Annotated in this window: 13 protein-coding genes; 9 read left to right on the top strand and 4 right to left on the bottom strand. The window is 68.0% G+C overall.

Annotated features, from left to right (window positions below):
• The first annotated feature begins 276 nt into the window (after window positions 1-276).
• Together rpsB and tsf are read left to right on the top strand one after the other, a co-directional pair.
• Complete coding sequence (rpsB, locus tag AB4Z55_RS17000) at window positions 277-1098, top strand: 30S ribosomal protein S2 (RefSeq protein WP_064571072.1); 822 nt, start codon at window positions 277-279, stop codon at window positions 1096-1098.
• A gap of 56 nt (window positions 1099-1154) precedes the next feature.
• A complete protein-coding gene (tsf, locus tag AB4Z55_RS16995) occupies window positions 1155-1979 on the top strand; it encodes a translation elongation factor Ts (RefSeq protein ID WP_004572281.1) in 825 nt (274 codons plus the stop codon).
• A gap of 54 nt (window positions 1980-2033) precedes the next feature.
• On the opposite strand, the gene AB4Z55_RS16990 is transcribed toward tsf, so the two are convergent.
• Together AB4Z55_RS16990 and AB4Z55_RS16985 are read right to left on the bottom strand one after the other, a co-directional pair.
• Complete coding sequence (locus tag AB4Z55_RS16990) at window positions 2034-3719, bottom strand: MFS transporter (protein ID WP_369520141.1); 1686 nt, start codon at window positions 3717-3719, stop codon at window positions 2034-2036.
• The gene (locus tag AB4Z55_RS16985; RefSeq protein WP_369520140.1) at window positions 3716-5137 is read right to left on the bottom strand and encodes a condensation domain-containing protein; all 1422 of its coding nucleotides are present in this window, start codon (window positions 5135-5137) and stop codon (window positions 3716-3718) included. Before AB4Z55_RS16985 ends, AB4Z55_RS16990 begins: the two co-directional genes overlap by 4 nt.
• Before the next feature lie 303 nt (window positions 5138-5440).
• Between AB4Z55_RS16985 and AB4Z55_RS16980 the strand changes: the two genes are divergently transcribed.
• From AB4Z55_RS16980 to AB4Z55_RS16965, 4 genes are all read left to right on the top strand, one after another.
• Window positions 5441-6472, top strand: coding sequence for an alpha/beta hydrolase family protein (locus AB4Z55_RS16980; protein ID WP_004572278.1), 1032 nt, complete (start codon window positions 5441-5443; stop codon window positions 6470-6472).
• 101 nt (window positions 6473-6573) lie between these two features.
• Window positions 6574-7308: a UMP kinase gene (gene pyrH, locus AB4Z55_RS16975; protein WP_004572277.1), complete on the top strand. Its 735-nt coding sequence runs from the start codon at window positions 6574-6576 to the stop codon at window positions 7306-7308.
• Between the two features lie 59 nt (window positions 7309-7367).
• The gene (gene frr, locus AB4Z55_RS16970) at window positions 7368-7925 is read left to right on the top strand and encodes a ribosome recycling factor (protein WP_004572276.1); all 558 of its coding nucleotides are present in this window, start codon (window positions 7368-7370) and stop codon (window positions 7923-7925) included.
• Window positions 7922-8773 (top strand): phosphatidate cytidylyltransferase, encoded by an 852-nt coding sequence (locus tag AB4Z55_RS16965; RefSeq protein WP_004572275.1) that lies wholly within the window; start codon window positions 7922-7924, stop codon window positions 8771-8773. The genes frr and AB4Z55_RS16965 overlap by 4 nt, the downstream gene beginning before the upstream one ends.
• Before the next feature lie 7 nt (window positions 8774-8780).
• Here the strand turns inward: AB4Z55_RS16965 and AB4Z55_RS16960 are convergent, their stop codons facing one another.
• Window positions 8781-9188, bottom strand: coding sequence for a lipopolysaccharide assembly LapA domain-containing protein (locus AB4Z55_RS16960; RefSeq protein WP_004572274.1), 408 nt, complete (start codon window positions 9186-9188; stop codon window positions 8781-8783).
• A gap of 30 nt (window positions 9189-9218) precedes the next feature.
• On the opposite strand from AB4Z55_RS16960, the gene rlmN reads away from it, so the two are divergent.
• Window positions 9219-10325 (top strand): 23S rRNA (adenine(2503)-C(2))-methyltransferase RlmN, encoded by a 1107-nt coding sequence (gene rlmN / locus AB4Z55_RS16955; protein ID WP_101818689.1) that lies wholly within the window; start codon window positions 9219-9221, stop codon window positions 10323-10325.
• Window positions 10326-10402: 77 nt separating this feature from the next.
• On the opposite strand, the gene AB4Z55_RS16950 is transcribed toward rlmN, so the two are convergent.
• Window positions 10403-10705 (bottom strand): DUF2631 domain-containing protein, encoded by a 303-nt coding sequence (locus AB4Z55_RS16950; RefSeq protein WP_064571075.1) that lies wholly within the window; start codon window positions 10703-10705, stop codon window positions 10403-10405.
• A gap of 125 nt (window positions 10706-10830) precedes the next feature.
• On the opposite strand from AB4Z55_RS16950, the gene dxr reads away from it, so the two are divergent.
• Complete coding sequence (dxr, locus tag AB4Z55_RS16945) at window positions 10831-12024, top strand: 1-deoxy-D-xylulose-5-phosphate reductoisomerase (protein WP_369520139.1); 1194 nt, start codon at window positions 10831-10833, stop codon at window positions 12022-12024.
• Window positions 12025-12075: 51 nt separating this feature from the next.
• Window positions 12076-13302, top strand: coding sequence for an RIP metalloprotease (locus AB4Z55_RS16940; protein WP_248645275.1), 1227 nt, complete (start codon window positions 12076-12078; stop codon window positions 13300-13302).
• Window positions 13303-13372: the final 70 nt, after the last annotated feature.

Genomic DNA, 13372 nt, shown 5'->3' with positions numbered 1-13372 from the left:
ATTCGCACTCCGACGTGGGCGAAGGCGTTTTGGTGTTCCTTCTGCGGCGGCGTAAACTTCTCACCGCACCTCATCGATCGTTGATGAGGTGACTTCGCGCGCCTGCATTCGGTTCCGTGTTGCTCAGCGGCTTCGACGCCCTGACCAGCACAGTCGAGAAAACACACGCCAAGTGAGCAGTCCCGGAACGGTCCATGCCGTCCCGGGTGGCACTCGGCCGCAGGCGCCAGGGTCGGTACCGACGGTGCCGACGACAACTGCGAGAAAAGGACGATCATGGCTGTCGTGACCATGAAGCAGCTGCTTGACAGCGGCGCACACTTCGGGCACCAGACCCGCCGTTGGAACCCGAAGATGAAGCGATTCATCTTCACCGACCGCAACGGCATCTACATCATCGATTTGCAGCAGACGCTGACCTACATCGACAAGGCGTACGAGTTCGTCAAGGAGACGGTCGCCCACGGTGGCACCATCCTCTTCGTCGGCACCAAGAAGCAGGCGCAGGAGTCGATCGCCGCGGAGGCGACCCGTGTCGGCATGCCGTACGTCAACCAGCGCTGGCTCGGTGGCATGCTCACCAACTTCTCGACCGTCCACAAGCGCTTGCAGCGCCTGAAGGAACTCGAGACCATGGAGCAGACCGGTGGCTTCGAGGGTCGCACCAAGAAGGAAATCCTCATGCTCACGCGTGAGAAGAACAAGCTCGAGCGCACGCTCGGCGGTATCCGTGACATGGCCAAGGTCCCCTCGGCCGTGTGGGTCGTCGACACCAACAAAGAGCACATCGCCGTCGGTGAGGCGCGGAAGCTGAACATCCCGGTCATCGCGATCCTCGACACCAACTGCGATCCCGACCTCGTCGACTACCCGATCCCGGGCAACGACGACGCCATCCGCAGCGCCGCGCTGCTCACCCGTGTCGTGGCCTCGGCCGTGGCCGAGGGTGTCCAGGCCCGTGCCGGTGCCGCCAGTGGCGACGCCAAGCCCGAGGCCGGCGGCGGCGAGCCCCTGGCAGAGTGGGAGCAGGAACTGCTGACCCAGGCTGCCGCGCCGGCAGGCGGCGACGCCGCGACCGACGCACCGGCCGCTCAGTAGTCCCGACTGCTCTGCAGTCCGGTCCCAACACACTTCCCGAAGGAGGCTCGCCGACGATGGCGAACTACACCGCAGCTGATGTGAAGCGTCTCCGTGAGCTCACCGGCTCTGGAATGCTCGACTGCAAGAACGCGCTGGCCAACAACGACGGCGATTTCGACAAGGCCGTCGAAGAGCTGCGCATCAAGGGTGCCAAGGACGTGGGCAAGCGCGCTGAGCGTTCCACCGCCGAGGGCCTGGTCGCGGCCAAGGACGGCGCGCTCATCGAGATCAACTCCGAGACCGACTTCGTCGCGAAGAACGGTGAGTTCCAGCAGCTCGCCGACGACATCGTGAACGCGGCGGCCGCGGCCAAGACGAACGATCTCGACGAACTGAAGAAGGCTCCGCTCGGCGACGGGACCGTCGACGAAGCGGTCGCCGCCCTCTCGGCCAAGATCGGCGAGAAGCTCGAGCTCCGTCGCGTGGCGTACTACGACGGCCCGGTGGCCGTGTACCTGCACAAACGTGCCTCCGATCTGCCCCCGGCGGTCGGTGTGCTCGTGTCCTACACCGGTGAGGGCGAGGGTGCCGAAGAGGCCGCTCGCGGCGCCGCGATGCAGGTCGCTGCCCTGAAGGCGCGCTACGCCACTCGTGACGAGGTTCCCGCGGACGTCGTCGAGAACGAGCGTCGTATCGCCGAGCAGACCGCCAAGGAAGAGGGCAAGCCGGAGCAGGCTCTGCCCAAGATCGTGGAGGGTCGCGTCAACGGCTTCTACAAGGATGTCGTGCTGCTCGACCAGTCGTCGGTGCAGGACTCCAAGAAGACCGTGAAGGCACTGCTCGACGAGGCCGGCGTGACCATCAAGGGCTTCACCCGGTTCGAGGTCGGCCAGGCCTGATCGAACTCGCTCCGCATCGCCCCGTCTCCGTCGAGGAGACGGGGCGATGTGCGTTCACGGGGTCTGTCGTGCCCGCAGAGCAGTCGTGAGTGCCGCGATCGCCATGGCGACGAGGCCCAGTGTCACCAGGGTCGTCTGCAGCGCGGCCAGGAACGTCCGGGCGGTCACCGACCGCGCCGCATCCTGGGTCCAGGGTCGGGCCTGCGCGGCGACCGCGGCGACCGCCGGCGACGTCGGTCCGCCCGCGCAGGCGGGCACCGGTCGCTCCGGATGAGCGGACCGCAGCTGATCGCTCGCGCAGGAGGCGAAACGGTCGGCGACCGCCTCATGGAACATCGGCTGAACGGGTGACTCCGACAGCGAGGCAACGAGTTCGGCTCGAACCGCCGGAACCGTCTCGGTTGTCTGGCCGGCCACCTGACCGAAGAAGAAGAGGGTGACGACCGCCAGGCCGAGCGAGGCGCCGATCTGCTGGACCGTGGGGATCGTCCCGGTTGCCGTGCCCGCCGTGGCCTCGGTCGTGTCGGAGAGGATCACCGCCTGCAGTGGTGCGATGAACAAACCCGTGCCCACGCCGCCGAGTACGAGGGGACCGAGAATCCCGGGCATCGGCAAGCTCTCCGCCGCCGGTTCGATGATCATCGCGAGCCAGACGAATCCGGCTCCGACGGCGAGAGATCCGGCCATCAGGGTGTACGGAGCCGTGAACCGGGCAACCACCCGGGGCGAGCAGAGCGAGCCGACCGCGGCGCCGATCGCGAAGGGCAGGGCCAGTAACCCGGTTCGGAACGCCGAGTAGCCGAGTCCGAACTGGGCCGAGATCGACACGGTGAAGAAAAATCCCGCGAACACGCTGAAGAACACGAGGGACAGGAGAAGTCCGACCGCGAACCGGCGCGAGGCGAACAGCTGTGGTCGCAACAGGGGAGTGCCTCCGCGGGCGTCGACGCGGACCTCGTGAAGGGCGAACAGCGCCAACAGGACTCCGGCTGCCCCGATCATCATCCACAGGATCGGGGGCCACCCCATCTCGCGTCCGAGGGCCAGTGGGTACAGCAGCAGGAACAGCGCCGTCGCCGACAGAACCACGCCCGGGACGTCCACGCGTCCCGGCGCCGGCTCGCGCGCGTCGGGTAGGCGGCGGTGGGCGAGCAGACAGGAGAGCAGGCCGAGCGGGACGTTGACGAAAAAGATCGCGCGCCAGCCCCATCCGAGGACGTCGGCGTCGACGAGCACGCCGCCGATCACCGGACCGAGGATGGCGGCGAGACCGGCGACGGCCCCGTAGACGCCGAAGACGAGTCCGTGACGCCTCTTGTCGAACAGGGCCGCGATGAGCGCCAGGGTCTGTGCGGACATGAGCGCCGCACTGACGCCTTGTATCCCGCGGAGGGCGATGAGCTCACCAGGGCCGGTCGCCACCCCGCACAGGACCGAGGTCAGCGTGAACGCCACCATCCCGGCGACGAACATCCGGCGGCGTCCGACTCGCGCCCCGAGCGTTGCCGCGGTCAGCAGGGTGCAGGCGAACGACAGCGTGTACACGGTCAGCACCAGGAGTTGCTGCGAGGTCGACGCACCGAGATCCCGTGCGAGATCGGGCAGAGCGATGTTGACGATGGTGGTGTCCAGCATCTGCATGAACACACCGAGCAGGCATCCCGCGAGGGCCGCCCATGCGCCCGGACGATCGCGCAGAGCGCCGGCGGTCTCCCGGCCCGCCGCGGGACCGGCGGTCACGGAGCGAGAGCCGGCAGCGATGGTCGGTAATCGCCGAGGTCGGCGACCGCCGACATCACCGCGACGAATCGTTCGACGTACTGCGCCACGGAGTCGTGCGCGATCTCGGTGTCGGGGTACAGCAACGTGATCGAGGTCTGGCCGGAGAACCGGTTGACCCACATGTACACCTCTTCGCTGCTCCCGCGATTGCCGAAGAGGCACCCGTTCCCGGCCTCGAAGATCTCGACGCCGGGCAGTTTGCGGACGTCGATGTAGGACACCATCGGTACCGCCCAGCCGGACCGGACCGCGATCTCGTCACCGGGTTCCACGAGTTCGAGCACCCGGTGAAACGAGATGTCGGTCAGCTCTTTTCCGGATTCGTAGCTGCGCGCGGCCGCCGGCGCGAGGGAGCGGAACGTGGTGTCGTCGCCGACGGTGAGCGGAACGGGGATCAGGCTCGTGAACCAGCCGACCGACTTCAGTTCCGCGGCACCCGATCTCGTGCTCTTCGGGGTCATCCCGAAATACTCGGTCCGACCGGTGAACTCGGCATACACGAGGGCGGCCGCCGTCATGATCCCGGCGATCATGTTGGCGCCCAGATCGCGACAGATCTGCTCGAAGCGCGCGGCCGTGGGCTCGTCGAACAGGGTCGAGTTCACGATTGCGCTGCGGGTGTAGGTCTGCGCGCCGGTGCCGAGCGGCAGCGGGAAGCCGGGCAGGTGCCCACCGTTGGCCTGAACAAGGTCGATCCAGCGCTGGACGTGCGGTGATCGGCGGGTCAGCCGGCGCGACACGGCGCGCTCGCGCACGCAGTAGTCGAGGTAGCTGCCGACCGGGGGCAGCTCGGCATCGCCGCCGAAGGCCTCGTTCATGTAGAGCGTCAACAGGTCCACGCAGGTGATGGCCTGGGAGATCCCGTCGGTGTTGAGATGGTCGGCCGCGGCGTAGAGGGTGAACCCGCCCTCCCACTCGATGGCCCCGAAGGTGAAACAGTCCCAGTTGAACGGCCCGGAGGTCTCGTCCTGCACGTGCGTCCGCAGTTGCGACGCGTCGCGGTCGCCGTGTGCGACCGGAACCAGTTCGACGACCTCCGGGGGCACGAGATGGCGGAGGACCGAACCGTCGTCCTCCATCGAGAACCAGGACCGGAAACTGTCGTGGCGCTTCACGAACTCGTTGACCGCCTTCGTCATCGCGGACACGTCGAGCGGTGCCGAGACGTCGAAGGCCATCAGGCAGAGCCGCGCGAAGCGGAACCCCGCGGACTCGTTGCGCCACGCCACCCGCAGGTACTCCTCCTGCTGGTGGGACGGCGGGGAGGGATGCACAGGAGCCCGATCGGCATTCGTCACCGAAGCGAGGGAGGCGACCCAGCTGGTCAGGTGACCGGGACGTGGCTCCCATTGCTCGATGAGGCCGAACTTCATCATGTGTGTTCCTCGATTCGCCTGTGGGAAAGTGGATCCGGCGACCGCTCGCTCGAGAGGCGTCCGAGGTCTCCCGGACGGTGGAGCGGCCGACCGGGACGCACCCTACCGCACGGTAACCTCGACGGTCGGGGAAACGGGACAACCTCGATGCGATGAGACGGTGTATCGGTTCGTGTATCTCTGTGTCATCGAATGCCGTTGCGGTGCTGGACGATTGACCCATGTGGACATCGGGCGGTGCGTCGGGCACACTGCCGGGGTTGCGCGTGTGACGCCGGTCGCACCCGAATGAAGGCGAGGGGTATGGACGACGGGTCTGTCAACGAGGACCGACCACGGCACCGGCACACGCCGGTGCGACCGGCCGTGCTCGTGATCGCGCTGGTCGCTGCGACTCTCGGGCTGGCGGTGCCCGCCGCCGCGACACCCGCGCCCGCTCGCATCGTCGGCGAGACGGTTCAACGCGGTGGTGAGATCGACGTCGCCGTCCGGTCGGCGGCGATGCGCCGGGTGGTCCCGGTCAAGGTGTGGCCCGCCCGCGGGAACCGGCCCGCGCCGACGCTCTATCTCCTCAACGGCGCGGCCGGCGGCGAAGGTGGGAGCAGTTGGTTCGACCGGACCGACATCCGGACCTTCTTCGCCGACGAGAACGTCAACGTCGTCGTCCCGATGGGCGGTGCGGCGAGCTACTTCACCGACTGGCACCGCCCCGACCCCGTGTTGGGGAGGCAGAAATGGGCGACCTTCCTCACCGAGGAACTGCCCGGGACGATCGACGACCGATTCGGCGGCACCGGGCGCAACGCGATCGCCGGGATCTCGATGGCGGGCACGTCGGTGTTCCAGTTGGCCTTGCACGCGCCGTCGGTGTACCGGGCGATCGGCTCGTTCAGCGGCTGCGCCCAGACCAGCGATCCGCTTGGCCAGGCTGTCGTCCGGATGGTCGTCGAGGGGCGTGGCGGCGCCAACACCCTGAACATGTGGGGCCCCCCCGACGATCCCGCCTGGCGTGCCAACGACCCCTATCTGCATGCCGAGGCGTTCCGGGGGATGTCGATCTATGTCTCGAACGGGTCCGGGATGCCGGGACGGTATGACACCCTCGACGGTCCCGGCATCGACGGCAACGGCTCCAAGCTGTTCGACCAGATCGCGGTCGGGGCGGTGATCGAGACCGCCACGGCCCAGTGCACGCGGAATCTCCAGCGCCGGATGCGCGACATCGGTGTGCCTGCGACGTTCCACCTCTACGAGGGCGGCACGCATGCGTGGCCGTACTGGCAGGACGAACTGCATCGCGCCTGGCCGCAGTTCGAGGCGGCGCTGCGCGGCTGACCTCGCGCGAGGCGGTTTCCCGAGGCGCGCACGACGCGTGTCGCGGGTCGGTTCCGGTGACGACGTACGATAGTTCACCGAACCGACGAGTGAGGAAGCCGATGAGTGAAGCGTCCGACCCCATCCGGCGGGATGGATTCCGTAGGGTCTTGCTGAAGTTGGGCGGCGAGATGTTCGGTGGCGGCGAGGTCGGGCTCGATCCCGACGTCGTGGGCACCGTCGCCGACCAGATCGCCGACGTCGTCAATTCCGGTGTCCAGGTCGCTGTCGTGATCGGCGGCGGAAACTTCTTCCGCGGCGCCGAGCTGCAGCAACGAGGCCTCGACCGGAGCCGCTCGGACTACATGGGCATGCTCGGCACGGTCATGAATTGCCTTGCACTGCAGGACTTCCTGGAGAAGCGGGGAGTCTCGACCCGCGTGCAGACAGCCATCACGATGGGACAGGTCGCCGAGCCGTATCTGCCGCTGCGCGCGCAGCGGCATCTGGAGAAGGGGCGCGTGGTCATCTTCGGCGCCGGCATGGGCATGCCGTACTTCTCCACCGACACCACCGCCGCCCAGCGCGCGCTGGAGATCAAGGCCGAGGTGGTCCTGATGGCCAAGGCGGTCGACGGTGTGTACGACGCCGACCCGCGCACCAACCCCGATGCCACCCTCTTCACCGAGATCACCCATCGCGAGGTGCTCGACAAGGAACTCAAGGTCGCCGACGCGACGGCCTTCAGCCTGTGTATGGACAACAAGATGCCGATCTTGGTGTTCAATTTGCTCCAACAGGGCAATATCGCCCGTGCGGTCGCAGGCGACCGCATCGGCACCCTGGTCAGCACCTGACCCGACGCCCCACCCCGAGATCGACGAGAACCCCGACCGAACGGAACAAGGACGAACACATGATCGACGACGCGTTGCTCGACGCCGAGGAGAAGATGGAGAAGGCGGTCAACGTCGCCAAGGAGGACATGGGTTCGATCCGGACCGGGCGCGCCAACCCGGCCATGTTCAACAAGGTCAACATCGAGTACTACGGCTCGTTGACCCCCGTCACGCAGGTCGCCAGCATCAACACGCCCGAACCGCGCCTCGTCGTGATCAAGCCGTACGAGGCGTCCACGCTGCGCGACATCGAGACCGCGATCCGCAACTCCGACCTCGGGGTGAATCCGACCAACGACGGCACGATCATCCGGGTGGCCGTCCCGCAGCTCACCGAGGAGCGACGCCGCGACCTCGTCAAGCAGGCCAAGGGCAAGGGTGAGGACGCGAAGGTCGCGATCCGCAACGTGCGCCGCAAGGCCGCCGACGAGCTCAAGCGCATCCAGAAGGACGGCGAGGCCGGCGAGGACGAGGTCACCCGCGCCGAGAAGGAACTGGACAAGACCACGGCGACCTACGTGCATCAGATCGACGAGCTGGTCAAGCACAAAGAAGACGAATTGCTCGAGGTGTGAACGAGGTTCCGCAACGAGGCGGTGAGAAGAAGTCGCGCGCGGGGCGCGACCTGCCGGCCGCCATCGCGGTCGGCGGCACACTCGGCATCAGCATCATCGCGATACTGATCTTCGTACCGAAGGTCTGGTACGGCCTCGTGGCGGTTGCCTTCGCGATCGCCACCTGGGAGGTCGTCAAACGCCTCCGCACCGGGGGTTACGAGGTTGCGCTCTGGCCGCTGCTCATCGGCGGGCAGGCCATCATCTGGGCGAGCTGGCCCTGGGGTCCGACCGGCGCGCTCGTCGCGTTCGTCGCGACGGTCCTGGTGGCCATGGTGTGGAAGCTCCTCGGGCAGGGCATCAACCATGCGCCGGTCAACTACCTGCGCGACCTCGCGGTCACCGTCTTCGTGCTCGCGTGGCTGCCGCTGCTCGCCTCCTTCGGCGCACATCTGGTGGTGCAGGACGACGGAGCCGCGCGGGTCGCCACGCTGATGGTGGTCGTGGTGTGCTCCGATGTCGGCGGTTACGCCGCGGGCGTGCTGTTCGGCAAACACCCGATGGCACCGGCCATCAGCCCGAAGAAGTCCTGGGAAGGCATGGTGGGGTCGCTGGTCGTCGGCACGGTCGGTGCCGTCGGCTGCGTGGTGTATCTGCTCGGGAGCCACTGGTGGATCGGCATCATCCTCGGACCGGTCCTGGTTGTCTGTGCGACCCTCGGCGACCTGGTCGAGTCGCAGGTGAAGCGCGACCTCGGGATCAAGGACATGGGCACGCTGCTGCCCGGGCACGGCGGGATCATGGACCGGCTCGACAGCCTGCTGCCGTCGGCGTTCGTGGTGTGGGTCGTGCTGACCGGATTGCTCTGACCGGGCGCTACTTCGCGGCTTTCTTCAGCGCACGCCGCAGTTGCAACATGCGCAGGCCACCCACCAGTGCGACGATCAGCGCGCCGGCGATCGCCGCGATGAGCAGGCTCACCCCGAGCGGCAGATTCACCTCCCAGAACAGCAGCTCGATGGTCTGCGAGCCGAGGTTCTGGACGATGAAGACCAGCAGCAGGACGAGGATGATCGCACCGATCACCACTCCGAACCAGGTGGCTCTGGTGCGTGTGTGCTCCACGTCGGCGACCGTGCGACGGAGACGATCGCGGGGGTCGGGCTCGGGGGAGTGCTGCTCGGGGGTGTGCGGGTGGCCGGCCGCCGGGACCGGCGACCCGGCGGGTTGTTCGCCCCACGCTGGTACCGAACCCGTGTGCGGTCGATCCTCGGGTGTCGTCATCGCTTCATCATGACATGCGACAATGGCGAAATGACCTCATTGCCACTTGTGTTCGACGCGCCCCGACGCGGGCGTCCGCCGACACACTTCGCCGACCTCGACGCCGCCGGTCGCGTCGCGGCGCTGGCCGAGCTGGGGCTGCCGAAGTTCCGGGCCGACCAGTTGGCCCGGCAGTACTACGCGCGTCTCAACGGGAACGTCGACGAGATGACGGACCTGCCGGCCACCTCTCGTGAAGCGGTGCGGGACAAGCTCTTCCCGCAACTGCTCACCCCGGTCCGGCACATCTCGTGCGACGACGACTCGACACGCAAGACGCTGTGGCGCCTGCACGACGGCACTCTTCTGGAGAGCGTCCTCATGCGCTACACCGACCGCAACACCCTGTGTATCTCGAGCCAAGCCGGGTGCGGCATGGCCTGCCCGTTCTGCGCGACCGGGCAGGGCGGGCTCGACCGCAACCTGTCGACCGCGGAGATCGTCGACCAGGTCCGGGCCGCGGCGCGCGCGCTGCGGGACGGCGAGCTCGGCGAACCAGGGCGCTTGTCGAATGTCGTGTTCATGGGCATGGGCGAGCCGCTGGCCAACTACAAGCGAGTCGTGAGCGCGGTCCGGCAGATCACCTCGCCCGCGCCGGACGGACTCGGCATCTCGGCGCGCTCGGTGACCGTCTCGACCGTCGGTCTCGCGCCGTCGATCCGTCGGCTCGCCGACGAGGGGCTCGCGGTCACGCTCGCCGTCTCGCTCCACACGCCCGACGACGAACTCCGCGACACCCTCGTCCCGGTCAACAACCGGTGGTCGGTCGCCGAGGTGCTCGAGGCTGCGCGATACTACGCCGACACCACCGGACGGCGCGTCTCGATCGAGTACGCCCTCATCCGGGACGTCAACGACCAGCCCTGGCGCGCCGATCTGCTGGGGGAGAAGCTGCACCGCGCGCTCGGATCGTTGGTGCACGTGAATCTCATCCCGCTGAATCCGACCCCGGGCTCGGAATGGGACGCCAGTCCCAAACCGGTCGAGCGCGAATTCGTCCGGCGGGTCCGCGAGCAGGGAGTCTCCTGCACCGTCCGCGATACGCGCGGTCAGGAGATCGCCGCCGCATGTGGCCAGCTCGCGGCCGAAGAGCGCTGAGTCTCGACGAGGCAGACACGAGAAACGCCGAGCGGATCACCGCTCGGCGTTTTCTCTGGGTCTGGCGAGGTGGCCGGTCAGGACCACTTTCCGCGGTTCATCCACCAGCCGCGGACCGCGAAGAACAGCGTGCCCACGGCGAAGGCGATGAGGTAGAGGTCCTCGATGTGGCCGGTGTGGTTGCCGATGATCATCGCGAGCAGGAACAGCGCGAAGAAGATGGCCGCACCGTAGAAGGTCTTGGTCGCCGCGCCGTGCCAGCCGAACCGGGCGGACGGGGCATCGGCGGGCTCGCGGCGCCAGCCGGTGTCGATGACCTCGACTTCGCCATGCCCCCCATCGCCGTGCCCCACAGTGTGCTCCACATCGGTGCTTGCCACAGCCACTCCTCACAGCGCGGACGTCAGATGTCTGACGATCGGTAGTAGTTCTCCGAGCAGCATAGCGGCACGCCCCGCCCGCGGGTCGGTCCGGTGTCGCCGGCCACGGTGGGCCGCGCGACCCGATGGTCCAGAATGGGTGCGTGCCCACACGTGTGCTGATCCTCGGTTCCACCGGTTCCATCGGCGTCCAGGCGCTCGAGGTGATCGCCGAGCATCCCGACCTCTTCGAGGTCGCCGGTCTCGGTGCCGGCGGGTCGAACCCCGATCTCCTCGCCGACCAGGCCGCCGCGTTCGGCGTTCCGGCCGCGCGGATCGCCGTCGCGGACACCGCGCGGGCGCAGGAGCTCGCGGACCGTCTCGGCGGCCGGGTCCTCGGCGGACCCGACGCCATGTGTGACCTCATCGACGCGGTTGTCGCGGACACCGGTGTGGATGTGATCCTCAACGCGGTCGTCGGCTCGATCGGGCTCGCACCCAGTCTCGCCGCGCTCCGCTCGGGTGCCCGGCTCGCGCTGGCGAACAAGGAGTCGCTCGTCGCCGGCGGCGCCCTCGTCCTCGACGCCGCGGCGCCCGGGCAGATCGTGCCGGTCGATTCCGAACACTCCGCCATCGCCCAGTGCCTGCGCGCCGGGACGGCCGCCGAGGTCGACCGGCTGGTCCTCACCGCGTCGGGCGGCCCGTTCCGCGGGTGGTCCCGCGCACAGCTCGAGGACGTCACCCCCGAGCAGGCCGGCCGACACCCCACCTGGTCGATGGGTCCGATGATCACCCTCAACTCGGCGACCCTGGTCAACAAGGCTCTCGAAGTCATCGAGGCGCACCTGCTGTTCGACGTCGACTACGACCGCATCGACGTCACCGTCCATCCGCAGTCCATCGTCCACTCGATGGTGACCTTCGTCGACGGCGCGACGGTGGCGAAGGCCTCGCCGCCGTCGATGAAGCTGCCCATCGCGCTGGCGCTGGGCTGGCCGGACCGGGTGCCCGGTTCGTCGGCGGCGTGCGACTTCTCGACCGCGTCGTCGTGGACCTTCGAGCCGGTCGACGACGCGGTGTTCCCCGCGATCGATCTGGCGCGGCGCGCCGGCGATGCGGGGGGCAGCCTGACGGCGGTCTACAACGCGGCCAACGAGGCCGCCGCGGCCGGGTTCTTCGCAGGTGTGATCCGGTTCCCGCGCATCGTCGAGGTGATCGAGGAGGTGCTCGGCGAGGCCGATCAGTGGCGCCGGACGCCAGGTACTGTGGAAGAGGTCTTCGCCGCCGATCGGTGGGCCCGGGATCGCGCCGCGCAGCTGGTCGCGGCGGCATCCCGCTGATCGGCGGCCCTCGTGAGCGGGTGCGTCCCGTGATCCGGATGGAGTAGGTACGTGAGTTTCGCGATCGGCGTCACGCTGTTCGCCGTGGCGCTGTTGCTGTCGGTCGCCTGGCATGAGTGTGGTCACATGTGGGCCGCCCAGGCGACGGGCATGAAGGTCCGACGCTACTTCGTCGGCTTCGGTCCCACGATCTGGTCCACCCGCCGCGGCGAGACCGAGTACGGGATCAAGGCGCTGCCGCTGGGCGGTTTCTGCGACATCGCGGGGATGACCCCGCACGAGGAGCTCGCCTGGGACGAGAAAGACCGGGCGATGTACAAGCAGAAGGCGTGGAAGCGCCTCGTCGTGCTGTTCGCCGGTCCGGCCCAGAACTTCATCCTCGGTTTCGTCCTCATCATCATCGTCGGATTGAGCTTCGGGCTGCCCGACCTCAGTCCGCCGCCGGTACCCGCGCGGGTCGCGGAGACACAGTGCGTGTCGTCGACCATCACCATCGCCGGAAACGAACAGAACAACTCGCCCTGCACCGGCACCGGTCCCGCGGGCGCCGCCGGACTGCTCCCCGGCGACGACATCGTGGCGATCGACGGCCGGCCGGTCGGCCAGGCCTCGGACCTGACCCCGGTGATCCGCGAGTCCACCGGCCCGGTCGCCCTGACCGTCGACCGCGACGGTCGGCGACTCGACCTGACGATGACCCCCGAGCCGGTCACGGTCACGGCGACGCGTGCCGACGGCACCAGCGAGACCCAGACCTACAACATGGTCGGCATCGCCTACGACGTCCCGCCCGGGATCATCCAGTACGGCGTGACCGACATCGTGCCCGGCGCGTTCGCCTTCACCGGCGACCTGATCGTCGAGACCTGGAACGCGCTGCTGTCGCTGCCGTCGAAGATCGGTGACCTGTGGACGGCGGTCACCGGCGGGGAGCGCGCGCTCGACACCCCGGTCAGCGTGTACGGCGCGTCGGTGCTCGGCGGGCAGGCCGTCGAGCGCGGTCTCTGGGACATGTTCTGGATGCTGCTGATCAGCATCAACTTCTTCCTGGGCCTGTTCAACCTCGTGCCGCTGCTCCCGCTCGACGGCGGGCACATGGCCATCGTCGGCTACGAGAAGGGCCGCGACACGATCCGCCGCTGGTTCGGCCGCGCGCCCGGCGGAGCCGTCGACTACTACAAGCTGCTCCCGATCACCTACGCGGCGGTGGTGGTGATGGCGGGCTTCATGGTCCTCACGTTGACCGCCGACATCGTCAACCCGATCAACCCGTGGTGAACACATCCGGGGTGAGCCCGCACGACGAACACCTTGTGACCCAGCCCGAACACACCGACACTCCGATTCC

It is taken from the genome of Gordonia sp. ABKF26 (assembly GCF_041103195.1).
Classification (GTDB): domain Bacteria; phylum Actinomycetota; class Actinomycetes; order Mycobacteriales; family Mycobacteriaceae; genus Gordonia; species Gordonia terrae.
Note: the sequence above shows the minus strand (reverse complement) of the source record. Positions and strands in the feature narration are given on the sequence as shown.